Below are 25276 nucleotides of genomic sequence, written 5' to 3' on the forward strand. Positions count from 1 at the left end.
GAGCTCATTGCGTTCCTCGGAGCGCTTGAGACGCTGCTTTGCGCTTTATCTTTGGCCAAGCCCATCGACAACGCCCAAGCGTTGATGCGATCGTCTAAAGACGTACAGCTCAGCTCCGTCGATGAGATCCGTCCAGATCTGCCATAGACCTGTTTTTCCGGCGGTTACCCCGTGAGGTGCAAAGGCATCTTGCCCAACCTGACACCGGAGACGGTCGACCAAAGCCATGGATACCATGCCGTTCGATAGGCCGGTATAAAAGTCCAATTACAACTACGAAATTACGTGAAACCTGGGTATAGTATGACTAGTCCCGATCTAAAATGGGTGAAATTCGACTTCACAGATCGGCTATGCACGTTTCTATTTGGGCGATTGGCTGCAGTTAAGTCGGAAAAGCTTTTTTTTGTGCAAGTTGGAGCTAACGACGGATTCTCCGGCGATCCCGTCAACAATTTGGCGAAACGACACAATTGGTCCGGGCTAGTCATCGAGCCGGTGCCTGACTTATTTTCGGAATTGTCGCTCAACTACAGCGACTTCCCGAAAATCGAGTGCCTGCAATTGGCCTGCGGCGAGCGACGGGAGGAGCGACCATTCTATCGTATCCGTTACAGAGATGGTAAGCCCATATACTCGAACAAGGGACTTTCATCGTTTCATCGCGAGATCATTCGAGGTCATTTTTCTTCTGACGCTGATTTCGAAGAGAGCGTCGAACGTGTCCAAGTGGGCGTCGTTCCACTTAATGACCTTTTGGAAGAGAGAGCGATCGAGAAGGTCGACCTGCTGATAGTTGACACTGAAGGGGCCGACCAAGAAGTGCTCGCCGGTTTCGATCTATCAATTTACGCGCCAGATCTTGTTATGATGGAGCACTATCACCTAGATAAAATATCCCGCAATGGTTTGGCGCAGCGGATGCATGAAGATGGCTATCGGCGGATAGTCGGCGCCATGGACACGTTCTTTGTTAAGCCACACCTTTTCTCCGATATAGAGATGGAGATGCTAGGGGCTTTTCACGCGCCAATCTTGGCATGGCGATGGGAGGATAATCATTTCGACAAAGCCTGACGCCTTCTGATCGCGCCGGACCGACAAGAACAGCTACTAAGAGAAATCTGTCGTCTGCAAAGCACCCATTTCTTCGCCGAGGGCACTCTCCCAAGCCGCGGGGGCCAGGCCATAGGCATCAAGTAGACGCGATAAGTCCAGTCGGGAGTTGGCCGGGCGGACCGTTTTGGTGGGATAGTCCTTGGTAGCTATTGGAACGATCTCAGCAGCCTTCAGGTCAACACCGTGAGACCGGAGCCCCTCTACGATTGCACTGGCGAAGCCGTGCCAATTGGTCGAGCCCGAATTCGTGAGATGGAGGAGCCCCTCTGCGCGTGCGAAGACAGCAGGCAGCTCCTCTGCCCGGCTATTTCCCAAAATCTGAACTAGCGTTGACGCAATCGTACGCGCAGTGGTGGGCGTGCCGAACTGGTCCGAGACGACCCGAAGCGTCTCTCGCTCCCTGGCAAGACGGATTATGGTGCGCATGAAGTTGGCGCCTTGCGCCGCATAAACCCAAGCGGTGCGTATCACCAGATGCGGGCCGGCGGCCCGACGAACCTCGTCTTCGCCCACAAGCTTGCTGCGTCCATAGACCGAGAGCGGCCCGGTCGGATCGTCCTCGCGCCAGGCGCGGCTGCCGCCTCCGTCGAACACGTAGTCGGTCGAGAAATGCACCATCGGAACGTGATGGACGGCCGCCCAGCGTGCCATGGCGGCCGGTGCGTCTGCGTTGACGAGAAAGGCGAGCTTCGCTTCGTCCTCGGCCTTATCGACGGCGGTATAAGCGGCGGGATTGACGATGAGATCGGGCTTGATCGCATCAAGCTTGGCAGCAAGCGAATCCGGCTCGGACAGGTCGAACTCCGCCCGCGAAGGAGCTACGACCGTATGTTTGCGCTCGAGGAGCGGCAACAGTGCTCCGCCCACTTGTCCGTTAGTTCCAGTCAGGACAATACGCATCAGATCTGCCCATAGATCGGAAGGTTCTTGATCTCCGACAGAGGCGCCGCCGCCGCGTCCTTCGCGGACAGCGAAGGACTTTCGACGCCCCATTTGATCCCGATGGCAGGATCGTCCCAGCGGATCGAGACTTCATCTTTCGGGCTGTAGGGGTCATCGCACTTGTAGAAGAAGTCCGCGGTTTCGGACAACACGAGGAACCCGTGGGCGAAGCCTCGGGGCACCCAGAGCTGACGGCGGTTCTCCTCGCTTAATTCGACGGCAACGTGCCGCCCGAAATTCGGGCTGCCGACGCGGACGTCGACGGCGACATCGAGCACGCTCCCACGCATGGCGCTGACCAGCTTGCCCTGCGCGCCCGGATTTTGCAGGTGCAGGCCGCGAAGGACGCCGCGGGCCGAGCGCGACATGTTGTCCTGAACGAAGGGACGATGTATCCCGGCTTCCACATAACGCTGAAACTGATAGGTTTCCAAAAAGAAGCCGCGTTGGTCACCGAATAGCTTTGGCTCGATTATCAGAACTTCCGGAAGCTCAGTCGTAATAACATTCATATTTCCGCGCCTAAATACCCGGGCGTGTGTGGTTTACCCTAGGTTTATAACAAACTTGTGCAGCGCACGCCATCTGCTACGTTGCGAAATAGTTAAGCTATGAGAGGGGCTATGAAGGGGATCATTCTCGCCGGCGGCACAGGCTCGCGCCTGTATCCGGTGACCACGGTGGTATCGAAGCAGCTGCTGCCGGTGTTCGACAAGCCCATGATCTACTACCCGCTCTCGACGCTGATGCTGGCCGGGATCCGCGACGTTCTCGTCATCTCCACGCCGCAGGACAAGCCGCTGTTCCAGCGCCTGCTCGGCGACGGCGCCGAGATCGGGATGCGGTTCGCTTATGAGACGCAGGAGACGCCGCGTGGGCTCGCTGACGCCTTCATCGTCGGACGCGACTTCGTCGGCTCGGATTCCGTCGCGCTGGTCCTCGGCGACAACATCTTCTATGGCCATGGCCTGCCGAGCATGCTGTCCAGCGCCTCAGTGCGCAAGACCGGCGCGACGGTGTTCGGCTATGTCGTCAACGATCCGCAGGCCTATGGCGTGGTCGAGCTCGATGCCAGCGGCCGGGCGCTGTCGATCGAGGAGAAACCGAAGCAGCCGAAATCGAACGTCGCGGTGACCGGGCTTTATTTCTACGACAATGACGTGCTGGACATTGCCGCCAACGTCAAACCCTCGGCGCGCGGCGAGATCGAGATCACCTCCGTCAACAACGCCTATCTCGAGCGCGGCGATCTCTTCGTCGAGGTGCTCGGCCGCGGCTTCGCGTGGCTCGACACCGGCACCCACGCCTCGTTGGTGGAGGCGAGCCATTTCGTGCAGATCCTGGAGCAGCGCCAAGGCCTGCGTATCGCCTGCCCCGAAGAAATTGCGCTGCGGCAGGGCTACATCTCGCTGCAACAGTTCGAGAAGGTCGCCGAGAAATGTGCCAAGAGCAGCTACGGGGAATATCTGAATTCGGTTGCAAAGTCCTTCGCTCAACACCGACTGATCGGTTGAAGGAAACAAGTCCATGCGCTTCAAGGGCTCCACGATCTTCGTCACGGGCGGCGCGGGCTTCATCGGCTCGGCCGTGGTCCGCCACCTGCTGCGCGACACTCAGGCGCGGGTGGTCAACATCGACAAGTTGACCTATGCGGCAAACCTGGAGTCGCTGCCCGGCGCGACCGGCAATCCGCACTACGCTTTCGAGCAGCAATGCATCTGCGAGCCGGTGGGCCTGCGCAAGCTGTTCGAAAAATACCAGCCCGACGCCGTGATGAACCTTGCCGCCGAGAGCCATGTCGATCGCTCCATCGACGGCCCCGGCGAGTTCATCCAGACCAACATCGTCGGCACCTTCAGCATTCTCCAGGAGGCGCTCCGCCACTGGCGCAGCCTCTCGGGCGAGAAGCGCGATCGCTTCCGCTTCCTGCACATCTCGACCGACGAGGTGTTCGGGTCGCTCGGCCGCGACGGCCTGTTCACGGAAACCAGCCCTTACGCGCCGAACTCGCCCTATTCGGCGAGCAAGGCTTCGTCCGACCATCTGGTGCGCGCCTGGCGGGAGACCTACGAACTGCCGACGCTGGTGACCAACTGCTCCAACAATTACGGGCCTTATCATTTCCCGGAGAAGCTGATCCCGCACATGATCATCAAGGGCCTGGCTGGCGAGAAGCTGCCAGTCTATGGCGACGGTTCGAATATCCGCGACTGGCTCTATGTCGAGGATCACGCCAAGGCGCTGACGCTCGTGTTGGAGCGCGGAAGGATCGGCGAAACATACAACGTCGGCGGCCGCAACGAACGCACGAACCTGCATGTGGTAGAAAGCATCTGCGACCTACTTGACGAGATCACACCAAGCGCCGCCGGCACACGCCGCAAGCTCATCAATTTTGTCACTGACCGCCCCGGCCATGACCGCCGCTACGCCATCGACGCATCCAAGCTTGAAAATGATCTCGGCTGGTGCGCCGAAGAGAACTTCGAGAGCGGCATCGCCAAAACGGTTGGCTGGTATCTCGAACAGCAACCGTGGTGGCGCGCTATTTTGGATCGAGGATACAACACCAATCGTTTGGGCCTAAAGCGTTAGCGATATCCGACGCGATCCTGATCGTCGAACCAACTAGCACCAACCAGCCCAGTCACTTGTCCCTAGTTAGCACTCTCGTTACGGCGTCGAGAATAGCACTACCGTCTCCTAGGGTCGGATTTAAAGTCGACCCACCTTCATCATGCTCATCCCAAGAATATATCAAACCAGTTCTTGCCGGGCACGTAGCGGGGTTTTCGTCCACCCACGTGATCAGTTCTCGAACATGAGCGGCGATCTCCTCTGGCGTGCCGGCCACATAGTAAAGATCATCGCCCACATAAGGCTTTTGCCTCGATGCCTCCCAAGGAACCGGGCGCTCAACTCTCGGACGACGATCGGCGCCGGTCAAAACCGTCGGCACCACGCTCTGCCCTGTAGACGCGAGTTGGCTCCAATATACCTTGTCCGCTTCCGCAAGTTCAGCATACGGGCCCGCAACGGGAGCTTTTGTCGCCTTGGAATAGATTCCGACGGCGTCTGCACCGACCAACTCTGCAGCGTAACGGATCGCACCGGTCAAGAACACAACGTAAGGATCGGACAAACGCGCGGATCTGCATGAGCTTCGCATAGCTCCAATCGCCGATGATAACGTTGATAACGGCGCGGGATCAGGCAACAAATAAATTAGCGGTCGCCCCCCAAGAACTTTCTGATAATCTCTATCTCGAAAATAATCTAAATACTCATCCGGTGAATTGCTGAGCTCCTTCACAAACAGAGAGCAGTTCGCGAAAATCATGCACCACTTGATGTTCTTCTGGATCTGAGTAGCTCGATAAAGCCGCCATGCATTTTGCATGTCGTCCTTTTTGCCGTACCAAATGAACGCCCAATAGTCCAGCCCGGCCCTGTTCGCATAGGTTATCTCCCTATCGATCTGTGTTTGCGTTGCGCAACCTCCGAAATCGATCTGGTCCAGGGACACGACACGAGCACAACTCGGTGCCCTTTTCTGCCACCTCAGCGGGCTTAAAACATCTTCCAAGCTCTCGCGCGGACCGACCTTGGATTGAATGTACCAAGGGTCCCAGCGTATGGCGCCCACCGCGATATCCCTACGAGCGGCTTGCGCGACTTCTCGGAGGGCCAGGTGCGCAGCAGCAGCTATTGGCGTTGTGACAAGAGCACGCCGACTTAGAACGAACATATCTCGTACCTTTCGCTATCCGCGTGACAGGTGCTAGCGCCGTCCCTTCCCCGATAACGCAATGAAGATTCAATCCGACCGCCGTGATCTCGCCTGCGACACACTATCAACCCGCTTCACCTCATCTTGAGGGGTACGCGGGAGAACGAATGTATTCGGGTGAAGAACTTTTTTGATGAGTCGTCATGCGACCATTGATCCGCGATGAAGCAATGTTCCTAGCCGACCTGCGATGAATAGTACTTCAGCCAGATAGGAAGAACTCTTCGGCTCATTGTACACTATCGCTATCGCCGAGATCTTCTTCAAGTTGCCCCACTGGAACTTCTTTAAAACACCTAGCTTCCAGGCTTCCTCATCCGCAGATTATTTGTCGCGAGAAATTCTGCATACTTTGGATAGAGATCTCGGTAACGGTTAGTGAAGGCCGCCCTATCTACCAGATCGTAGAGGTTCCTTACGTCGATCCGCTCGATATCGACGATTGAAATGCAAGGCAAAGCCAAGAAACGACACATGTCTTCAGTACGAGTATCGTGGCAAATCACGACTGACGGCACACCCCGCTGCAAGGCAACCATACAGCCATGGAAACGATTTCCAAAAACGAAATCGTATTCCTGAATGCTCTCCAGCCAATCATTGACATCAAAGTAGACGCGAACGTGCTCGGCCGCCCAACTACGCACGTCGTCTTCCGATGCGACGTCCTTCAAAAATGTCGTTAATTCTTCCAACGGTTCATAAACCGTGGTTTTTGATTGGAAATCTGCCAGTCTTATCTCCACTTCCTCGCTTTGGGCTACGAAGTCGCCATTCCATTCGATCCCGGCACGATAAATATCCTGGACTAGACGCCGCATTCTGTCCTTGTCGAATGAGTGAACGATGACGTCGCGGGACGCGTTCACGGCGACGTGCTTGATTTCATCGAATGGCTGCTGCTTGAGAACAATTCCTTTTGATCCGCTCATGTAGTACGAGGGACATCCGGTAACTGTGACGTTCTGGACACCGCGGCGAGCGAGAACTTCTGCAGTGTAGGGACCTCTCACACCAATCTGCGCGGCGCGTTCAGCAATGACTTTGACGAAGCGCTCGGTACCAGGCAGCAAACTGATGTTCGGATCGTAGCTGTTCGACTGAGCTCCCAGTCCGACGATCGATACCGGCAGATCGGCCCCCTCGATATATTCCGCCATTGCTCCGAAATCGAACCTGGGAAACAGGAAGTTCGCCGCGGCGATGACGATCATATCGAAGCGCTCGTGCACCTCCCTAGGATCGACCCGATGATCCCACGAGATATAATCATATTCGATCTGGCTTAGCAGGCCATGGGCGATCAGCTGATTGCCTGTATTGCCGCCCGTCTTTGCCAACTTTGAAATCGGATCTTCTCCAATTTCGCTCGATATACTTGGAGTCGCTCCAAGAAGAAAGATATTCACAGGGCCCTCCGGGAGTTATCGATTGAGTGATGGCCGGGCACGCCGGCTTGACGATCACCCACTTTCCAGTCGTGCAGCCATTTCGTACCGCACCTGTCTTCGGCTGATCAGGCACCTCTAATCGCTGATTCCCACTGACCTGCGTCCGCTTCGTAGTCTGGCGCCGGGCACCGCCCCTCGCCGCCGCCGATCGAATGGAAATGGGCTTCCGCAGACTTGACCCTGCCATCCTTCACTGCTGTAGCGACGTCTGGGTATTTGCTCAGATACCAATCCGAGTCGACCGCAGAACCGCCTCCGAGGCGCCCTTCAAAATAGCCGAAACCAATATAATGCATATGGGCACTTTCGAGCTCACCGCGCCCGACCGCCTTTGCGACATCTGGATTTTCCCGCAAGTAGCGTTCCTCGTCGAATTCTGAAGCTGCCAGGGCGACTTGCACGAGGAGCTTTAAAAACCTCGCCGGAACGTTGATCTGACCGTTCCCGTCCAGTGCAAATTTGTCCACGTTCAATGCATTCAGTAAGGATTCACAAGACGGCACAAACATTCATCACCCAGTCTTTTTGATTTCAGGTCGGTCGGTCTCCTTCGCCGGGGTCCTTGCAGCTCGCTTCGGCTTTTCGATTTCCGGCGACGCACCGAGAAGTTGCGCCGTAACTTCTTCGACATACGCAGCTTGCGAGGTGATTTCGCGCTTCTGCAGGCTAAATCGCTCACGCGCGACACGGTGCATGCGCTCGATTTCCGCGATATGCTTCTGCGCCGTCAACGAATGTGTCACGCTGGCGGCGTGACGACGGTGTACGTTAAGGGGATCGGCGACATAGGCGATCCTGGCGCCCGGGGTGGCAAGCGCCTCGATATATATGCGCCAGTCGCCAGCCATACGCAGGTCCTTCAGGTCGACGCGGCACAACTTTAGCGCGGACAGCAAGGCGTCGCGGCGCCAAAGTACGGATGAGACGTTTAGGATGGTGTTCTTGACACTCAGGAACCGCGATGCGAAATCGTGCCCGTCGAACACCTCGGTCCGGGATAACGCCCCCGGCTCGATAGAAGCAAAGTACGGCTTATAGCTCGCGTAAATATGAGCGCCGCCGGCATCGATCGATTTGGAATCGGTGAAGCCGAATGCGATGCCAGGATCGTCCTTCATCAGCGCTAGGAGGCTGGTCAGAAAGCTCGGCTCTGATAAGTCATCGGCCTCAGCGATCCACAGGAATTCACCTCTCGTCATCTCGACCGCTTTGAGCCACTGCGCAAATACTGAACCAGAATTCTGCTCGTTGATGACGAGCGTGAGATCGCGCTGGCGCTCGTCTGCAAGCTTCACGATGACGTTGATGCTGTCATCAGAGGAGCAATCGTCGAGCACGATGATTTCCTCGACCGGATGGTTCTGGTCAAAAATGCTGTAAAGCCGCTCGGGCAGACAATGCGCGTAATTGTAGTTGGGAACCGCAACCGAGACGGCCGGCAAACTCGGCACGGCAAGGTGCACTAGATCTCGTACGTAGTCAGCGAAGGCGAAGTCGGTCTGGATGAGCTCTGCCATTCGCGCTCTCGTGGCTTCGGTGGGCGGCCAACGCAGCAGAGTGTCGATCGCCTGCGCCATCGTCGGCACGTCGCAATAGGGAACGACTTGGCCGACCTGTTCCTTGCGCAGGAAGTCGGGAATTCCGCCGGAGTCCCGGAACGCGACGACCGGCACGCCGACACTGAGCGCTTCCAGCGCGACCGTTGGAAATGGATCCTCGCGCGATGTTAATGCGTAGACGTCCGATGCCGAATAGAGCGCCTGCATATCGGACCGGAAACCGGCAAGGTGGAACCGGCCGGTCGCCTCAGCGCGCTCGATTTCGGGCCCGAGCCATTCCTTGAGGGCCGGGTCGATGCCGCCGGCCCAGAAGAAGTGGACGTTTGGATTGTTCTGGCGGACGAGATTCCAAACCTGCAGGAAGAGGTCAAAACCCTTCCGCAGATCGGCATAACCGACGCCGAGGACCACCTTATCGGTCGGCGCAATGCCAAATTCCTTGCGCATCAGTGCCGCTTCCGCCGGCGAGCGCTCGATCTGCTTGTAGCTCCCCTGGGCACGAATGAGGAAACGCTCGTCGGACACATCGAGATCGAAAGCCTCGACCAGCCTGTCGCGGACGAACTCGGAGGCAAACACCACGTGCTGCGCGCTGCCGATCGCCATTCGCGCGACGTCTTCGAGATTCTTCTCCCGCAGAATCCGCGGCAGCTCGTGCACCAGCGAGACCGTGCGTAGGCCCCTCTCGGATAGGAGTTTCGCGGCACGGCCACTCGCCGTGGTGTTGACGATCGCCGAAATAAAGCCTTTCTCGCGGAAATGCTGTATTGCCGACGGCAGCTCGGAAGCTTGTTTCAGCACAGTCAGCGGCGCCACCGCACGGTAGTCGCTCTCCATCTCTCCAGCGGCGAGCAAAAGATACTCTACCTCCATGTTGAAGGCGCTGCGCAGACTCTTGCCTATGTTGAGCAGCAGATGCTGTGCGCCGCTTGGGAAGGCATCGTGGCCGACCAGCAGGATCTTCGGTGCCGACAGGTCGCGCGACAGGCCGGTCGTCGCGCGCGCGGTTGCGTTGAGATATGCCAAGCCAAAGTGCAAGTCGGGCTCGAGGTATGCACCTTCGCACCACTCATTCCATGCGTTGACGCAGACGAACGGCTCGCCGAAGAATGTATGTTTCTGAGCCTGCTCGACGAGCTGCGAGAGCCAAGCCTCGTATTTTTGCGGCGTCGAACCCTGGATCACCAGCCCGGAACCCTGCCGGCGGGCGTCATTGTCCCAACTCGGCACTATGGTCTTGATCAGCGGGAAATTCGGACGTGGTTCTTCCAGCGAATATTTGGCGACGTCGTCATAGCTGTAGATCTGGCCTGCGTAGGTGTCGTCCAGAATCTTTGCGTCAGAGTTTACCAGAGGCACGTGCTTGGTGAGCTTGTGCGGCGGGAACTCGATCGCGCCGTCCATGCCATTCGGACCTGGATCGTAATCATCAAAACTCTGGCTCATGATGATGATCGGATCCTCGTTGAACTTCGTCTTGAAGATCGTGCGCCAGCGGGCGATGACGGCGGCCGTGTCGGGGATCAGGCGCGGCCGGTAGATCATCAGCAGGGGCCGACCCTGGACGCGGATGTAGCGTTTGTCCTTGAAGTGGCGATTGTACTCGGCGAGCATCCGCTCGTCGTCCTCGGAAAGATAGTCCTGCGAGATCAGAACCTCACCTTCCATGCCGTCCCAACGCCGTGTCCAGTTCTCGTTCGCCCACATCAGGCAGAACGGCATATCTATATCGCGCGCCTTGAGGAATTGTTCGAGCGGCTTCTCCAGCAGACGCTTGCCGTTGAACCAGTAATAGTAGAACACGAAGCCGTAGACGCCTGCCGCCTGTGCGAGCCTGGCCTGCTTGCGCATCGTCTCGACGTCGGCCAGAGAATAGAAGCCGAGATCACGCGGGATCCGGGGCTGATAGTGATCTTTGAAGCGCGGCACCCCGCGTGCGATGTTCGTCCACTCGGTAAAGCCCGTCCCCCACCATTTGTCGTTCTCGGAAAAGGCGTGGAACTGGGTCAGGTAATAGGCCAGCACCTTGGCGCGCGGCTGCATGCCCGTCGGCAACGGCCGCAACTCCTCAAAGAGCGCGCTCGGCTTGGTAAAGCGCTTGATTTCGGCAGGTATTGTCGCCTCGTTTTCCGGCGGTACTGGATAAATGCCGTCCTCATCGCGATGTTCCAGGTAATGCAGCAGCGGGTTTTGGTCGGTCTTACCCTTAAAGTAGCGCTGGATGTAGAACTTGGTGTCGAAAGCGGCGGAAGGGTTACGGCCCTCCTTGTAGCCGTGAAAGATAAAATGCTCGAAGGGATCGACGTTGGCGGCGGCGACATCCTGATAGGTCTCCAGATAATACTGCGCGTCAAACTCGGGAATGGGGCTGAACGGGCCAATCCGGTTCGTCAGATAATGAGCAAGCGGGCTCTCGCTCTTAGGAATGGAGTATCGTTCCCGGTACCAGGTTGGTTGAAAATACGGTGCCGGTCGAAGTCCCGCAGGCTCACCGTGCCTGGCGTAGTGCAACAGCGGATTGCTAGCCGCCTCGCCCGCCTCCGGATGGGCTTTGAGGTACCACGCCGATTCGAAGATGGAATTCGGCTTTCGTCCTTCCTTGTATCCATAATGAAAGAAATGTTCGAAAGGATCCGCGCCGCTGGCGGCCACATCCGGATTTGTCTCCGTGTAATATTTTGAATTGAATAGGCCAAGCTTCTCAAGATACCGCTTGACCTCGGAAAGTTCGAGGTCAGCATTCGCGTCCGCTGGAGGGATGTTGCTCGGCTTCACTGTCGCCTTGGCTTCAGCCCTACCGACGCCGGCACGCCGGGCTCGAGTCTCTTTCTGTCCCGCATCACGCGCGAGCTTGGATAAAAAATTGGTCATTTATATTCTTCTGAATTGCCTCAGCCAGCGCCCCCCAGAATCGCTCTGATCGGTCCGCAACCAGCAAACTCCAAGGCGCTGACGCGCCGAAAAGCAGCACCCATAATCTGGCAACGAGCACATCCGATTTCGACACTGGACATCTCCATGTCCGTCGACATTAAGGTGGTCATGTTGCAGGAATGTGAAATGCGGAACGGCTGCCCCAGACTTTTCGTCGTCAAGACATGGATCCCCCTTGAGACTGGCACGCCAGTGCAACTCATGGCTGTGGGAGCCTGTTATATTGCGAGATCGTGTCCCTAGCGTAGTGTAGCTGGCTGCGGCTCACCGCGTTCACCGGCGAAAGCCGGGCTAGTCAGATGGCAATCGCCGGAAGGCCTGACGGCTGGATCATCGCTCAAGGGCGATGGTTTCCGCTGTAGCGGGCGTGCTGGACACGCCATTCTTCGTTGTGTCAAAACGCATCGCGTCGATAAGGCGGACGATGGCGTCCTCATGGGAGAAGATGCCGACCACCTCGGTGCGCCGATGATTTCGCCGTTGAGCGCTCGATCGGGTTATCGAGTGCAGCTTGGTTCGATGCTGCAGCTGGAAGGTGATGTAGGCGAGCACATCGGTCTCGCCTTTTCGAGGAAGCCAGCAAGCTTGGTCAACTGGGGGCGGAGCTGGTCGGCGACCTTGCGCCAATGCACTGTTGAGTCCTCGGCAAATGTGGTGGTGAAAGGCCGAGACGACGCGCCGCCCGCCCTTGCCCGCATGCGCCAAGCGGTGCGCTTGAAGTGGACGCGGCAGCCCTGCCAGGTTGCGTTGAGCACCTTGGCCACTTTGGCCTTGATGCCCCTCGCGAGCGTCGCAGACGACCACTTGACGCCATGGGCCTGCGGCGGGTGAGCTTGCGCAAGAACGCTGTCCAGGATGTCTCGGCCTCGGAGGGCCCAATATCCGTGCCGAGCACTGCACGCCGGCCATTATGTTGACGCCAACCGCGACAATCTCCGCCGCCCAGGCGACGGCATTCTGACGCACCTTCACCTAGGTCGCGTCGACCCAGAAATACCTCCAGTCACCCTCGACCAGACGGGTAAGGAATGCCTTCATCTTGTCGTTGATCTCGCCACCCATCCGGCTCACCTTGCTTCTCGGCCATGCGCTTGCTTTCGGGGAAGCCCGCGAAGTAGGGCCTTGCGCACCTCAAGCATGCGCCGCCCGACCGCGCCAGCCCGGGTCTTCCAGATCCAGTCGCGGTAGCCGTCGCGCTTGGCAAGCGCTCGGGATTCTTCTCGCCGTGGGCAGCCCCCGCCTCGCTTCCAACTTCCAGCTCCATCAGCCTTTCAGCGGCAAAGCCGATCATGTCGCGCAACAGATCGGCATCACGGTCTTCTCCACGAGCGTGGGCAGGTCCGTCATCGGCACTCCTCGGTTGCATTGGCGTGTCGCAACCCGCTCCCACCGAGAACTGCCAGTGACCATGGAAAGCCGCCCGCATGGTACGGCGCTACTGGAGGCGCGGCCGAGCGGCTTTGCTCTAACGAGCTACTCCATCGCCGGGAACACGACCTACCGCAGCGCGGATCAAAGTAGACCCGAAGAAATTTGGAGCTAGCGTTGAACGACCCGCCGTGTAATATAAGGAAACAATTTTGAAACTCATCGCATTGTGCCGCAATGAATGTGAAGTGTTTTTTTCCGAACGGACATTATCATTCTCCAGTTGTGGACCCGCTGGCCATTCCTGACGCGGTGCATGTTCCACCGCCACCACAGTCGCTACTTGGTATTCCGATTTCAATTGAAGACATGCTTGAGCGCTGGACTAGAGCGCTACCGGAAATTTCGCGAGCAAGGTTCGGAGCAGCGGCGCCATTAGAGAACAAGCGCTTTCATCTGGACGGCCCCTTCCCATTCGGCGATGCTCTTTTTCTAAAAATGCAGATTCTTCTCAATCGGCCCTCCAAAATCATTGAAATTGGCTCGGGATTTTCGACAGCGTGCATGCTGGATGCAGTTGATGAGTTCGGACTTGACACAGAGATCACTTGTGTCGAGCCGTATCCGGCTCGCTTGAAGAAATTGCTCGGGCCCGAAGGGTTGGAACGAGTTACATTGATCGAAGAGCAAGTCCAAAACGTTCCTCTTATATTATACAATAGGCTCGGTCAAAATGACATTCTATTCATCGATTCTAGCCACGTTCTGAAGACGGCAAGCGACGTCAATTTTGAACTTTTCGAGATTCTTCCGCAGATCGCAAAGGGAGTAGCAATCCAGATCCATGATTGCAGATACCCTTTCGAGTATCCGAAGCAGTGGATGACTCCGGACTGCAACTATTCTTGGAATGAGGCCTACGCGATCCGCGCCTTCCTGATGTACAATGAAGCCTTCAAGATTGAATTTTGGGGCAGTTTGTTCAAAAGGACTTTCCGTGCGGAGATCCAGCGCGATTTTCCTTCCTTTCTTAGCGAAAACCCAGGTACTTCTCTATGGTTGCGGCGGGTCGCTTAGACCTTAGCCACGTTCGACAGTAGGATAGAAACGCTTGTAATCAGAAACTTCAGCGGCTTTCTCGAAATATCTTTGTGGCGCAGGTCTTCGCCCCCGTGTAATTCTTTCTTTGCGCGGGCGACCAAGACGGCCACGCCGCCTCCCAAGCTCACAGTTGATCCTACTAACCGGCAGCGAGGGGGCCCGCTGTTGCCGGGGAAATAATGTAAGATATACAAGGTGCCATTTTTTATTTTTTCAGCGAAGAAATCGCGATCCGAGTTTGACGATCAATCGGTCCGCTGGCGCCGAAGCGGTTCATTGGCTCCGCTTTGCCCATTCTTCAATGCGCTGCGAGAAGCATAAGGACCGGAAACTCGTCTCGGCCCGACGACAAGTAGGTGCAGACCGCCGTGTCGCGCTTGAGCTCTGCAATCGTCATCTTCGGGCCGCCAGACCGCAAGTAGACGGCGGAATTCCAGCTAAGGACTGGCAGGCGGAGCGGCTCAACGACTTCGATCTCGATGTCCTCGGGATAGAAATTCCTGATCTGTAGGCGCTCAAAATGGAAGAACCAACAGGTAATCTCGCCTTCCTCGTTGCCGCCGTGTATCACCATTGCCCCGCCATCTGACCTCGATCGGACGATTGCTCCTCGTCGGAATGGCGAATGGGCAGCAGGAGCTTTGAAAAAGGACATCAAGGAACTCGATGAATGAGACCTTTGTTCAGGGTATCACATCGGTCGCCCCACCGTCGCCCGCCGTCCCTCTCAGGAGAGCGCGCGCGGACTAATCTCTTGTAAAGGGCTTCCCGATGGTCTGACCGTCTGACGTGCGGACTTCAATAGTTTGGGAGCGGGAAAACATGCCGGCCGGAGGCGTATACTGGAAGCTACAGCGACCGGCAGCGTGGCCTGCCTTCTCGAGATCGGCGCGATAGATGTTTGCCGTAGTGGTTCCAACGAGTTGACCATCGAAGTAGATACTTAGATCAGTTTCGACCGGTGGTCCGTTCTCGCTGGCCAGAAATGCCCAGCCGACAATCCGATTGTCGGCATATTTATCGACCCAGCCACGTGCTTTTAGCGCCTGTGGAGAGGACTTCGTTGCGTCCGGTGATGAGAGTTCGGATGTTGTGGTGGCCTTCGCTTCACCTGCCGTAGGAGGCTGCTGAACCGGAGGTGAGAAACTCAACCGGCTCTTCTTGCCCTTCCTGAAATACGAGAACATTTGCTAACCCGGTTTGCGGCAATGACGATCAGCATCTAGCAGAACAATCGACTTGCCGCGCGGCAAACCGATTTCATCGTTAACGAGGCGGCACGGTCGCTTTCTTTAGAAAATCACTTCGATCTATGATGCTTGCTGCACCCCCAAAAACTGGATCTTTGAACTGGCGCCATCGGACCTCAGTTCCCGCCGCGCCTTAAAGCTATGATTGTCGCGACAAAGGTACCTCGATTCAGACTGCACTCCTGCCCTCTTGGGCTCCGAACTCCAAAAAATGACAGGCGGCGCACAAGTCGCTCATTGCCGATAGATCGTTATATTTTTTTTTGTAAGTTTGCGCGTCAAATCTCTCAGGTAGGCTGCCCAAAGAATACGAACTGAAAAAGTTGATTCCTGTATGCAACAGCTCCTTCTCACGACAGAGAGGAATGCTTTGCCCATGGAAGTACACGTCAGCCAATTTGGCTAGGCGATTAATTCCGTCTCGGTGCACATTTTCAGATGTAATCCCAGGCGACCACCATCTGACAGTTACACCCAAAACCTCCAACTCAGAAGTTGCACAGGAAGCAAATTCGTACGCCTTGTCAGAAAGGGGATCAGCGTCGAAGTACTTCCATAGCGCGACTACAGTGCGGCGAATTCCGAACTCATGGCAAATTTTGACCCAGCTCGGCGAATATATCTGGTAATAAAGTCTATTGAGTATCTCACCATAGTGACGCTGCAGAAACTGCAGAAATGTAACAAATTGAAAATCTGGAAATTTCGCATCAATGATTACCTTTGTCTCCGGCGCGATCGTAAGAATCTTGCTAATGAAATCGAACGTCGCGGGATTGTACTTACTGAATACATGCAGTTGTTGAAACTCGGCTTGCGTGACTGCTACGAACTTCTTTTCAATTCCGTAAAATTCTTTTTCGACCTCATCGTGAGCAATTGCAAAACCATCGGCCAGCTTGACGCAATCGATTTCTACCTGTCTTTCGCCTGCGGCCAGAGAATTTAGGACCGCTTCTATTGAATTCGTGTGCGCCCTTCCATCAATCTGTCCTCCGCCGTGAATGATTGTCTTGCCGGACATTTCAATTTCCTTCACGTGCCAATCCAAGAGTCGCAAGCACCTAATCTACTGACGATCTTCTATGGTAAAAAGTAATCTCTCGGCACTACCTCTCTCTGATTGAAGCTTGGTTGAGCCGATCAATGTAGTGCAGAGCTAGCCCAGTCAGAGTGTCAGATGCTGTTTCTGGTAAGGTCCGCGTCGGGCTCTTCGTCCATGATTGAATTATGGCATGGCTTGGACGCATATTATGTTTGTCTTCAAAGAAGCTAATGTGGCTCTTAGCGCTATCGACCCAAGCCTGATCCGTCACGTCTCTCGGCAAGCCATTATAAATTATACCGATCGTTGAGATCGAGCCGGTCGCCTTTAGTTCCAGCAACTGATTGTAGAATCTCAATGCCGCAACGACGGCCTGATTGCCTGCAGAGAACGGCACATCCAAATGTACAAAAGAGACGCTCCTCCCAAGGCGGACACGATATCCGGCCAACCATTGGACCAGGTCATCTTGCCACCCTGGTTGATATGCAACGCCGCTTGGCTCAATGTCGCCGATCTGCACACTAGGAAACTCGTCTAGGTAAACCTTCAGAACCGGCATGGTGAGGTCAATAAGTTCTTCGATCGCCAGGCGACAGCCGGGCGGCTTACCCGGAGCTCCCTTGTAGTATCGACCAAACCACAATGGCTCATCCATCGCGATATACGAAATGACGCCACCCGCCTTCTTGATCTTTTCCGAAATGGCTGTAGCCCGGGCGGTCGTTGCATACCCCTCGACGCCCACCCCCCCGCAGGACGGCTTGGCGGCAGAGGGCATGTTAATGACTCCCGCCTCTACAGCGATGGCGATATGGCGTTTCTTGAGGTCCTTTACAATTTTATCAACTTGATCTTGGGGCGCGTGTTCGAGGTAAGCACCGTAGAGCTGGAAGACCGAGACTTTCTGCGCGGAGCGCTGCCAAGGAGCATCCGACACGAATAGATCCATAAAATCTTCTGCTCGAGACAAAGGGGAAGGCGGGACTGAAGCCTGAGGTGCGAACCAGAGTTCAGTCGCTCGCACGGCGCAGTTCCCTCCTAAATTCACAAGGAAGAATGCAACCGCGGCTACTGTAAAAAGGCGGTACTTGCACATTTTGCCCGCTCAATTCTACCGTTTCGCGCGCTAGTACTTTTCTAGCTGCGCTCGCAGCCGATCAACCGTGTTTTTAAGCGACGCAATCGTGTCGTCATCAATCTTCCGCAGATACCCCTTGATATCCGTCGTGGACACATCGGAGGTTCGACTCAAATAGGAAACGATGCAGCCGGTCTCCGTGGAGAGATAATCAAATTTGCCGGCCCAATCGTCCCCCATGGCGAATATCCCCACGTTGTACTTTTGAACATCGGTTACCTTTTGTTCCCAGTTTTCTTCCGGGATTACGAGGTCGACGTATTTGCAGCTGGACAGGATTTCGGCTCTATCCTTGTAGCTAAAGACTGATTTCTTACCCTTGATCGCGTTAAATTCGTCCGTCGAGCAGGCGACAATCAAGCGATCTCCCAAACTCCGCAAGCGTTGCAACAGCCGCACATGTCCGACATGAAACAAATCAAAAGTGCCGTATGTAATTACAACAGTCATCATTACCCTCCGCTTGCGTGGCCTGCAACGATCCGGCTCGCACGAAGACACTCGCCATAAACACTTTCGATTGATCCATTAGAGAACCTTACCTGGTCAATGAAATGCCTTAGATGGACCGCCCGCTTGGCATCGTGCTCGCTGCCAAGTTGCGCCTCTAACTTTACCTCGGGGAAGAGCCGCTTGAGGTCCATCGCCCAAAAATTGTGTTCTCCGGTCAGCCTGGCCGAGCCGAATCCGCCTGCGCAGATATCATTGGCAAGTGTATCTAGGCTGGCTTCAGACGGCGCTTCGTAGCTGCGTTCGGCATCAGGTATAAATTTAGCCAGACGCGCTTGATCCAAGCTCGGCGGCAATCCCCCAACGGTCGTGGAAACGATTCCTTCATAGTCGAACTCAAACTTGCTCCAGGCGGTACCCATCAATTTCAAGGCGACCTTGTCATGCGAATGGACGACAATGTTCATTCCGACATTGCCGTACTCGTGCATGATGTCTTCCTCGTATTTGCTAAACACCCGCGCACGAAGCGAGTCCAGGTGGATGAAGGTCCCCGGCTTCACCCAACCTTCCGGGATCTGCTTCTTGTGATACATTCCCCAGCTTGACAGATTTCTGATTAAGCCGGCTTCGTCGAGCTTGGTGTAAAATACGTCGACTTGCGCCCAGGGCACCTTGACGCGCAGATCGCGCGCGAGCTCGATAGATGTGTCGCGCGTCTTCGTGTCCTGCTGCAAAGCGAGGATGTGATAGCCGCCGCCAGTGTAGGGATCTGCGACAGGCCAGCATTCGTATCCGGCCTCGCGCAGGGCGGGCACCACCTTTGACTCGAAAAATTCGATCTGGTCTTCGAAAAGAATCACATCAAGATCGTCATTCCATGGCGGCATGCGCCCGTTCCTGACGTAACCGACGATTGCGCCAGCGAACAAATAGTACTCCAGCTTGAAGTGATCAAATGCCGTCAGCACCTGCCTGTAGATATGTTTCGAGCCATCAGTGAGCTGCTCGTACCTGGCATTGGATATGCCGGCAATCGACGTGCGGATAGCCGGTCGCGAGCTATCAAACAATGGCGCTGCTAGATTCATTTCTTAGCTCGATCTTTTCTCATTCACTGAACTCCGGGGCCTTCACCGGAGGCTGTCCCTTCTCTGCCCGCCTGCCAGAGCGACCTTGGCGACAAGCGATGATACTAACGTGAACAGAACGACTTGGGAACGGTGACTGTTGGCCACAGGCAGCCCCTGATACAGACCCCAGAACCCAAAGCTTATTCCGCAGAACGTACTAGGCGCCTCGGGCATTCCTTCTGTAGTCACGGAAGTAGTCAATACGCGTTTACTTATTGAAATGCATTCAGCCGTGACATTCACTCTATGATACGACAGTCGCAGTCTTGCGGTCCGAGACAACGTTCATTCTCTCGGCTTTCTTGCGAGCTCGTCCCCGCATTGCCGGCGGCTCTATGCTCCTCGACGGACGCGCTGTTGCCCGCTGGCTCACGAGTTCTTTCCAGATGTCGATATGCGCATCCAGCATGTCGACTTCCGACCAGGGCTGCTCGATCGAACTGTTGACTCTCTTCCAGCGACCTTCGTCGGACACCAAGGTTACGAGCAGGTCGGCGAGAGCCCGGCTGTCGCGCGCCGGAAAGGTGAACCCGTTCCCGTCGGGTACCACGCGCTCCTTGAGACCTGCGATGGCAGACGCGATAACAGGCCGCCCGAACATCCAACCTTCGGATACGACAAGTCCAAAGATCTCCCACCAGGTCGATGGCACGATCACCCAGTCGATCGAGGACATGCGTCCTTCCAACTGATCTCGTCCATACGCTCCGTTCTCGCGCACGACGATGCGCGACTGGAGCTTTCGCAACTCCTCGACCTGGAGCGAGATCTTCTCCATATAGCTCGGCGACGCGTAGTGCTTGTTGCCACCGTTTATCTCGACGACTATGCCGCTCGCCGGCACCCTCTGTTCGCGCCCCAATATGAGCAACGCCTCGAGAATGACATCCACGCCCTTGTTGTCAATGAACTGACCGAAGAACCCGAAGCGATTCACCTGGGGCGAATGCTGGCTTCGATCGAAAGCCCCTCCCAGGTTCGCCTGACCGTTGGGAATCACCACGCACTTTTCGGGCGATAGTCCCCAATCAACGTAGCGATTGGCGATGAACTCCGATGGGAATATAAATGAATCACATTCGGCGAGCGCCGCAAGCAGCCTTGATTTTCTGAGGGTGACGAATTCCGGCCTCAAGTCCGGAAAACATTTGTTGCAGGCGATCGGAGAAGCGGCGTGGCACAACTCGCGCGTCCCCTTCTTTACCATCTGTCCATCCGCCATGCAGATAGCCATCATTTCGTGGAACGTGAAACTGATGACAGCATTGGGTGCCGCCAGGCGTGCCGCTCGGATCGACTCCACGCCGACGCGATGATAGTGGTGGAAATGAATGACGTCGGGTGCAAGACGTTCGATCAGGTCTCGAAAAAAATGGATGGAGCGCCAGTCCCCTACCGATAGGTGCAGAAAGTCGTAGTGTTGCGGGAAGTAAAAATACTGCCGCTCCTCGCCCTGCATCGGCACGATTGGCGCGCCAGGCTTTCCGTATATCTGATCGTGGTTGGCTTCTAACGCAGCGATGAGGTAGGCATCGTGCCCTTGGCTGAGGCTGGCCTGGAACATCTCGAACGCGACTTGCTGCGCGCCACCCGGGGCGACCGAAGGATGTAAATAACTGACGTATACAATCTTCATTTGCGCGCCTTTGTGGCTTGGCGTTGGGACGGTCCGGATTCCGCAGAATGCGCGTCCAGATATGAGCCGTGTGCCGCGGTAAAGAAGTAACGATTAGCGGTCGAAGCGCCTCGATACTCCTCACCCCTCGCCCGCGAGCCTTGCCCTTCCAAGTGAACCAATCGAATATCGGGATGGACGCATACCGAGCCGACAGATGCCTCCCATCGCAATGACAAGTCCGCATCCTCGTAATGGCCGTAAATATAACGGGTAGAAAATCCGCCGATCTTTTCAAAGCCGGATTTCTCGAACACCATCACCGCTCCGGTGATGGCGGGAACAACCTTCGGCTTCTGCCAGTCTCGCTCAACGAACGGGACGCCCTTATCGAAATGCTCGACCCGTACCAGCCGACCGGACGGCGCAAACATCGCGTTATTGTTTCGATTGAGCGAGTTACGGCGAACAAAAGCGTCATTTTCCATGTACATTCCAGAATGCATCAAGTTCTGGTCGTCGTAGAAGAGCAGACCGCCCCATAACGTCGACCCCAGACTTTCTTGAGAAAGAACGTGCTGCATTCGCGATGCGTAGGCAGCGACCGGGTAGACGTCGGGATTGATGATGAATATCCGATCGCTCGCCGCGTGTTCGATCGCAACGTTGTTGGCGGCGCCAAAACCTGCGTTGTCTCCGAGAACGATGACCGTGATCATGACGTCGTACAAGTCGGACATCAGACGGGCGTAGCGCAAAACCTCATCCGCATCTTCTGGAGAATTGCAGACGTAGATCCACTCGCCGAAGTCGATTCCGGCGGCTCGAAAAAGCATAGGCTGCAGCTTGATCGGCTCGGTCGAGCCGAACAGGACCGTGATGAAAGAACTAGTGACCTTACGCGGTCGGAATGTCTGGATGTAGGGTTTCGCAATTGACGCGGCCACATGCGTCCGAAACAAATGGATGAGCGTTTTGCCAGAAGCCTCGCAAAGGAAATTGTTGATCGCCGCCTGCTTTCCGGCATGAGCTTCGCACGTGGCGATGATTTGCAGTAGCGTATCCATCAACCGCTTGTCGGACACGATTTCGGGCGTGACCTTGGCCTGGAAGGATCCTGAGAGAGAGTTCGCCTGAAACAACATCGACTGCTTCAGAAGCGACTTTGAAGGCGACTGCCCGAATATCACGAAGCCGTAGTCGTAGGCTCCCCCTCTCACGTGCTCCTCAACATCCTTACGTGCATGCCGGAACATGGCTGACGCAGGCAACTCGACGGTGAAATCGCCGCCCGTCAGCTTGATGCGGGGTGGATCGCACCCCTCATCGACGAGCCAACCGAGTATCAAGCAGAAGCCCGATTCCGAGACAAGGACTCGTTCTACCGCACAAGCGAGCGCCGCGCCGTCGCGGCGAACGACCGCATATTTGTTCTCGTCGATTCCAAATCGGAGGAAATGATCGAAAGCATTTTGAGCGTCGCCCGACTTGAGCGCGTCTTGAGCTTTAGGATCGACTTCGAAGTATCGACCTTCGTCGAACCTCGGAACTGTTACCGGCAACAAGGGAGCGTCAACCATGGCTCATTCAGACTCGAGTTAGCGGGGTGGGGCGGGAAGGGCCAGGCTACGATATCCAATGCGCACAAAGTCCTGAAGCGCATCGCTTTCCTTTACGGCTTCCGGATGGGGGGCGGACATGTAACGTCGGGCATACCACTTCGTGTGAATTTCCGGGTTCGACGGCAAGCGACCTTCCGCGTAGCCAAAAGCTTCAAAATGCTCCGATGCACTCGTGACCTTGCCCTCCAGTATCGCTTTGGCGATGTCAGGATATGTTTCAAGGTACCAGTCAGTATCGACAACCGGGCGATTGCCGCGCCGACCTTCGAAATAGCCCACTGACTTGAAATGGTCCCACCCGGAAGCGAACTTGCCGTCGGTCACTGCGGCCTGGATATCGGGGTAAGTGGCAAGGTACCAATCCTCATCGAAATCCCACGACGAGATGTAGAGGTCTAGCAAGCGCATCAGCAGTTTGCGAGGCACCATCACCTCGTCGGCCGGCGTGGTGAGCCGCTCGGCCAGATCAGCAAACGCAACATTGGGATGGGGGATGATCGTCATTTCATAACCTTGTCATATAATTTTGGTAGGTGGTTTGGGTATCGGCTCGGTCCATGCGAACCGAGGGTTCGAAAGCAACTATCGGACCAGCGACTCGCACGAGGTATTCAAAAAGGCTACCGAAATGCTTGTATCGGCGTTAGAAAGCAGTCAATAAAATAGACACATTAATCTAAACAGCGAAAGCTTGTACCTTACGCACGATTGGACGCTGCCTCCTTGATCATCGTCAATCTCTGCCGCGCCACGTCACTCCCCTGCAGTGCCGCCTTTTCGTACCAGCCCTTCGCCGCGTCGGCATCCGGCGCCGCGCCGTTCGCCGAATAAAGCGCGTCACCGACTGCAAGCTGCGCCGCCGCCATGCCTTGCTCCGCGGCCTGCAGGAACCACTCGAACGCCTGTTGCGGATCGGCCTCGCAGCCTTGGCCCTTCGCCAGCATGACAGCCAGGTTGTATTGGCCGAACAGATGGCCCTGCTTGGCTGCAGCCTCGTACCAGCGCACGCCCTTCTCGAGATCCATCTCGACGCCGTTGCCGGTGCAGTACATCACGCCCAGTTGGAATTGCGCCAGCGGGTTTCCGGCGTCGGCGGCCTTGCCAAACCAGTGGGCAGCCGCCTTCAGATCGGCCAGGCCCGTGGTGGGATCGAGATGAAGGCTAGCCAGCGCCAGCATCGCGTCCGCAATTCCGGCCTCGGAAGCGCGCGTGTAGTTTCGTAACGCCTCGGGCCAATCGGTCGTCCCGCCGAAGCGGCCGGCGCCGAGATGCCCCAGCTGCAGGCTCGCACCGGCGTGGTTCGCTGCGGCCGCCTGTCCGAGCAGACCGGCTGCCCGCGCGCGCGTGCCTTCGTCTTTGCCGGATTGTAGCAAGAACATCGCATAGGCCAACTGGGCTTCGGCGTCGCCGCCGCTCGCAGCCTTGTCCAGCCATGCTTCCGCCCGGGCGTGATCACGGTCGACGCCGGTGCCTGCGGAATAGAGCTGGCCGAGCTGCACCTGCGCCGCCGGGATACCCGCATTGGCCGCAAACTCGAACCATTTGAGCGCAGTGGCGACGTCCTGTGGAAGCCCGGTGCCCTTGAGATAGAACACCGCGATGTTGTAGGCGGCGGTAGCATGGCCGTTCTCGGCGGCCCTCAGGAACCACTTCGCCGCCTCGCGCACGCTCGGCGCCACGCCGCTACCTGTGGCATAGAAGCGGCCGGTGAAGAACTGCGACGGCACGTCGCCACGCTCGGCAGCCTGGAGATGCCAATAAGCGGCTTCGCGCAGGTCCGGCTCGGTGGCCACCCCTTTTGAGTAGAACTCCCCGAGGGCTAGGATCGAGGGCAGATGGCCGCGACGCGCCGCCTTGCGCAACGCGGTCTCGGCCTTGTCGACCGATTGCGGCAGGCCGTCGCCGCGCAGGCGCATGAGGCCGAGATGATAGAGCGCGGTCACGTCCTCTTGCCGCGCGGCCTCGTTGAACAGGCGGGCCGCCTCGGCGCGATCCTCCGGAACGCCGGAGCCGCTCAGATGTAGGAAGGCGAGCGCGACTTGGGCGCGGACATGGCCTCGTCCGGCCGCCTTGCGGTACCAATCCGCGGCGAGTTCGGCGTCCTTGGGGACTCCGAGGCCCTGATAGAAGATGTCGCCGAGCCCAAACTCACCGGCCGCGAGGTTCTGCGCGGCCGCCATCTCGTACCATTCGCGCGCGCCCATGTGGTCCTGTGCGCAGCCGCGGCCGTGCCGCAGCAAGTCGGCCAAGGCGGCCTGCGCCTCAGGCTTGCTGGACGCAGCCGCCTTCGCAACCCAGGCAAAGCCGCGCTCCGGGTCCTTTGCAACCGCAAGCCCGCGCGGAAACATCAATTCGGCGATCGACGACCTGTCGGCGTCCTGGCTCTCGACCGCCTGACGCCACAGCTCGGGCGAACTGCGCTGGTCCACCGCCACGCCATCGACCAGGATTAGGCCGATCTGAAGCTGGGCGTCGACATGGCCAGCCTTCGCGGCGCGCTCGTACCACGAGACCGCGTCGGGGACCGAGCGCACCACGCCCTGCCCTCGCACATAGAGCTGGCCGATTCGGTACGCCGCCTCCGCCGACCCGCGCTGCGCGGCGACGCGCCAAGCCTCGAAGGCCTCCATGTGAGAGGCCCTGTCGAATGCCTCGGCGCCGCGATCGACCAGCGCTGCCGGGGTGAGCGCCGTCCAGGGCGCCAGCCGGCGCAGCAGCCTGAACTCGGGCTTGGGCTTGGGCTTGCTCGCACTCAT

20 protein-coding genes and 1 pseudogene are annotated in these 25276 nt (G+C 56.9%); 4 read left to right on the plus strand and 17 right to left on the minus strand.

Annotation, left to right across the window (positions count from 1 at the left end; genetic code table 11):
* Positions 1–327 precede the first annotated feature (327 nt).
* Entirely contained in the window at positions 328–1077 is a 750-nt protein-coding gene (locus tag IVB47_RS29205) for an FkbM family methyltransferase (RefSeq protein ID WP_247466553.1), read from the plus strand.
* Positions 1078–1113: 36 nt separating this feature from the next.
* Here IVB47_RS29205 and rfbD read toward each other — a convergent pair whose 3' ends face one another.
* Both rfbD and rfbC read right to left on the minus strand, forming a co-directional pair.
* Entirely contained in the window at positions 1114–2019 is a 906-nt protein-coding gene (rfbD, locus tag IVB47_RS29210) for a dTDP-4-dehydrorhamnose reductase (RefSeq protein WP_247466556.1), read from the minus strand.
* Entirely contained in the window at positions 2019–2573 is a 555-nt protein-coding gene (gene rfbC, locus IVB47_RS29215; protein ID WP_247466559.1) for a dTDP-4-dehydrorhamnose 3,5-epimerase, read from the minus strand. The genes rfbD and rfbC overlap by 1 nt, the downstream gene beginning before the upstream one ends.
* A gap of 111 nt (positions 2574–2684) precedes the next feature.
* Between rfbC and rfbA the strand changes: the two genes are divergently transcribed.
* Together rfbA and rfbB are read left to right on the plus strand one after the other, a co-directional pair.
* The gene (gene rfbA, locus IVB47_RS29220) at positions 2685–3575 is read left to right on the plus strand and encodes a glucose-1-phosphate thymidylyltransferase RfbA (RefSeq protein WP_247466562.1); all 891 of its coding nucleotides are present in this window, start codon (positions 2685–2687) and stop codon (positions 3573–3575) included.
* Positions 3576–3588: 13 nt separating this feature from the next.
* The gene (gene rfbB, locus IVB47_RS29225) at positions 3589–4656 is read left to right on the plus strand and encodes a dTDP-glucose 4,6-dehydratase (protein WP_247466565.1); all 1068 of its coding nucleotides are present in this window, start codon (positions 3589–3591) and stop codon (positions 4654–4656) included.
* 52 nt (positions 4657–4708) lie between these two features.
* Here rfbB and IVB47_RS29230 read toward each other — a convergent pair whose 3' ends face one another.
* The 5 genes and pseudogenes from IVB47_RS29230 to IVB47_RS29250 all read right to left on the minus strand — a co-directional run bounded on the left by IVB47_RS29230 (position 4709) and on the right by IVB47_RS29250 (position 13161).
* Positions 4709–5587: a hypothetical protein gene (locus tag IVB47_RS29230; protein WP_247466568.1), complete on the minus strand. Its 879-nt coding sequence runs from the start codon at positions 5585–5587 to the stop codon at positions 4709–4711.
* Positions 5588–6147: 560 nt separating this feature from the next.
* Positions 6148–7260 (minus strand): polysaccharide pyruvyl transferase family protein, encoded by a 1113-nt coding sequence (locus tag IVB47_RS29235; protein WP_247466571.1) that lies wholly within the window; start codon positions 7258–7260, stop codon positions 6148–6150.
* A 107-nt stretch (positions 7261–7367) separates the two neighbouring features.
* A complete protein-coding gene (locus IVB47_RS29240) occupies positions 7368–7811 on the minus strand; it encodes a hypothetical protein (protein ID WP_247466574.1) in 444 nt (147 codons plus the stop codon).
* A gap of 3 nt (positions 7812–7814) precedes the next feature.
* Complete coding sequence (locus IVB47_RS29245) at positions 7815–11732, minus strand: glycoside hydrolase family 99-like domain-containing protein (protein ID WP_247466577.1); 3918 nt, start codon at positions 11730–11732, stop codon at positions 7815–7817.
* A gap of 302 nt (positions 11733–12034) precedes the next feature.
* A pseudogene (locus IVB47_RS29250) lies at positions 12035–13161 on the minus strand (transposase).
* Positions 13162–13400: 239 nt separating this feature from the next.
* Between IVB47_RS29250 and IVB47_RS29255 the strand changes: the two are divergent.
* Positions 13401–14240, plus strand: coding sequence for a class I SAM-dependent methyltransferase (locus tag IVB47_RS29255; protein WP_247466579.1), 840 nt, complete (start codon positions 13401–13403; stop codon positions 14238–14240).
* Positions 14241–14562: 322 nt separating this feature from the next.
* Here the strand turns inward: IVB47_RS29255 and IVB47_RS29260 are convergent, their stop codons facing one another.
* From IVB47_RS29260 to IVB47_RS29305, 10 genes are all read right to left on the minus strand, one after another.
* Complete coding sequence (locus tag IVB47_RS29260) at positions 14563–14919, minus strand: hypothetical protein (RefSeq protein ID WP_247466582.1); 357 nt, start codon at positions 14917–14919, stop codon at positions 14563–14565.
* Between the two features lie 91 nt (positions 14920–15010).
* The gene (locus IVB47_RS29265) at positions 15011–15451 is read right to left on the minus strand and encodes a hypothetical protein (protein WP_247466584.1); all 441 of its coding nucleotides are present in this window, start codon (positions 15449–15451) and stop codon (positions 15011–15013) included.
* 232 nt (positions 15452–15683) lie between these two features.
* Positions 15684–16553 carry a hypothetical protein gene (locus IVB47_RS29270; protein ID WP_247466587.1) on the minus strand — a complete coding sequence of 290 codons (870 nt, stop codon included), beginning with the start codon at positions 16551–16553 and terminating at the stop codon, positions 15684–15686.
* Between the two features lie 70 nt (positions 16554–16623).
* Positions 16624–17511, minus strand: coding sequence for a hypothetical protein (locus IVB47_RS29275; protein ID WP_247466590.1), 888 nt, complete (start codon positions 17509–17511; stop codon positions 16624–16626).
* 177 nt (positions 17512–17688) lie between these two features.
* Positions 17689–18150 (minus strand): glycerol-3-phosphate cytidylyltransferase, encoded by a 462-nt coding sequence (gene tagD, locus IVB47_RS29280; protein ID WP_247466593.1) that lies wholly within the window; start codon positions 18148–18150, stop codon positions 17689–17691.
* Positions 18151–18152: 2 nt separating this feature from the next.
* Positions 18153–19241 (minus strand): LicD family protein, encoded by a 1089-nt coding sequence (locus tag IVB47_RS29285; protein ID WP_247466596.1) that lies wholly within the window; start codon positions 19239–19241, stop codon positions 18153–18155.
* 286 nt (positions 19242–19527) lie between these two features.
* The gene (locus IVB47_RS29290; protein ID WP_247466599.1) at positions 19528–20919 is read right to left on the minus strand and encodes a glycosyltransferase; all 1392 of its coding nucleotides are present in this window, start codon (positions 20917–20919) and stop codon (positions 19528–19530) included.
* Positions 20916–22478 carry a galactosyltransferase-related protein gene (locus IVB47_RS29295; RefSeq protein ID WP_247466602.1) on the minus strand — a complete coding sequence of 521 codons (1563 nt, stop codon included), beginning with the start codon at positions 22476–22478 and terminating at the stop codon, positions 20916–20918. The genes IVB47_RS29290 and IVB47_RS29295 overlap by 4 nt, the downstream gene beginning before the upstream one ends.
* Before the next feature lie 18 nt (positions 22479–22496).
* A complete protein-coding gene (locus IVB47_RS29300) occupies positions 22497–23024 on the minus strand; it encodes a hypothetical protein (protein ID WP_247466605.1) in 528 nt (175 codons plus the stop codon).
* Between the two features lie 194 nt (positions 23025–23218).
* A complete protein-coding gene (locus IVB47_RS29305) occupies positions 23219–25276 on the minus strand; it encodes a tetratricopeptide repeat protein (RefSeq protein ID WP_247466608.1) in 2058 nt (685 codons plus the stop codon).

The organism is Bradyrhizobium sp. 62 (assembly GCF_023073035.1).
Classification (GTDB): Bacteria; Pseudomonadota; Alphaproteobacteria; order Rhizobiales; family Xanthobacteraceae; genus Bradyrhizobium.

Excerpts from the sequence above, each read along its gene's own strand:
- rfbD (WP_247466556.1), bottom strand. The coding sequence starts at position 2,019 with ATGCGTATTGTCCTGACTGGAACTAACGGACAAGTGGGCGGAGCACTG.
- rfbC (WP_247466559.1), bottom strand. The coding sequence starts at position 2,573 with ATGAATGTTATTACGACTGAGCTTCCGGAAGTTCTGATAATCGAGCCA.
- rfbA (WP_247466562.1), top strand. The coding sequence starts at position 2,685 with ATGAAGGGGATCATTCTCGCCGGCGGCACAGGCTCGCGCCTGTATCCG.
- rfbB (WP_247466565.1), top strand. The coding sequence starts at position 3,589 with ATGCGCTTCAAGGGCTCCACGATCTTCGTCACGGGCGGCGCGGGCTTC.
- IVB47_RS29240 (WP_247466574.1), bottom strand. The coding sequence starts at position 7,811 with ATGTTTGTGCCGTCTTGTGAATCCTTACTGAATGCATTGAACGTGGAC.
- IVB47_RS29245 (WP_247466577.1), bottom strand. The coding sequence starts at position 11,732 with ATGACCAATTTTTTATCCAAGCTCGCGCGTGATGCGGGACAGAAAGAG.
- IVB47_RS29255 (WP_247466579.1), top strand. The coding sequence starts at position 13,401 with ATGAATGTGAAGTGTTTTTTTCCGAACGGACATTATCATTCTCCAGTT.
- IVB47_RS29260 (WP_247466582.1), bottom strand. The coding sequence starts at position 14,919 with ATGTCCTTTTTCAAAGCTCCTGCTGCCCATTCGCCATTCCGACGAGGA.
- IVB47_RS29265 (WP_247466584.1), bottom strand. The coding sequence starts at position 15,451 with ATGTTCTCGTATTTCAGGAAGGGCAAGAAGAGCCGGTTGAGTTTCTCA.
- IVB47_RS29275 (WP_247466590.1), bottom strand. The coding sequence starts at position 17,511 with ATGGATCTATTCGTGTCGGATGCTCCTTGGCAGCGCTCCGCGCAGAAA.
- tagD (WP_247466593.1), bottom strand. The coding sequence starts at position 18,150 with ATGACTGTTGTAATTACATACGGCACTTTTGATTTGTTTCATGTCGGA.
- IVB47_RS29285 (WP_247466596.1), bottom strand. The coding sequence starts at position 19,241 with ATGAATCTAGCAGCGCCATTGTTTGATAGCTCGCGACCGGCTATCCGC.
- IVB47_RS29290 (WP_247466599.1), bottom strand. The coding sequence starts at position 20,919 with ATGAAGATTGTATACGTCAGTTATTTACATCCTTCGGTCGCCCCGGGT.
- IVB47_RS29295 (WP_247466602.1), bottom strand. The coding sequence starts at position 22,478 with ATGGTTGACGCTCCCTTGTTGCCGGTAACAGTTCCGAGGTTCGACGAA.
- IVB47_RS29300 (WP_247466605.1), bottom strand. The coding sequence starts at position 23,024 with ATGACGATCATCCCCCATCCCAATGTTGCGTTTGCTGATCTGGCCGAG.
- IVB47_RS29305 (WP_247466608.1), bottom strand. The coding sequence starts at position 25,276 with ATGAGTGCGAGCAAGCCCAAGCCCAAGCCCGAGTTCAGGCTGCTGCGC.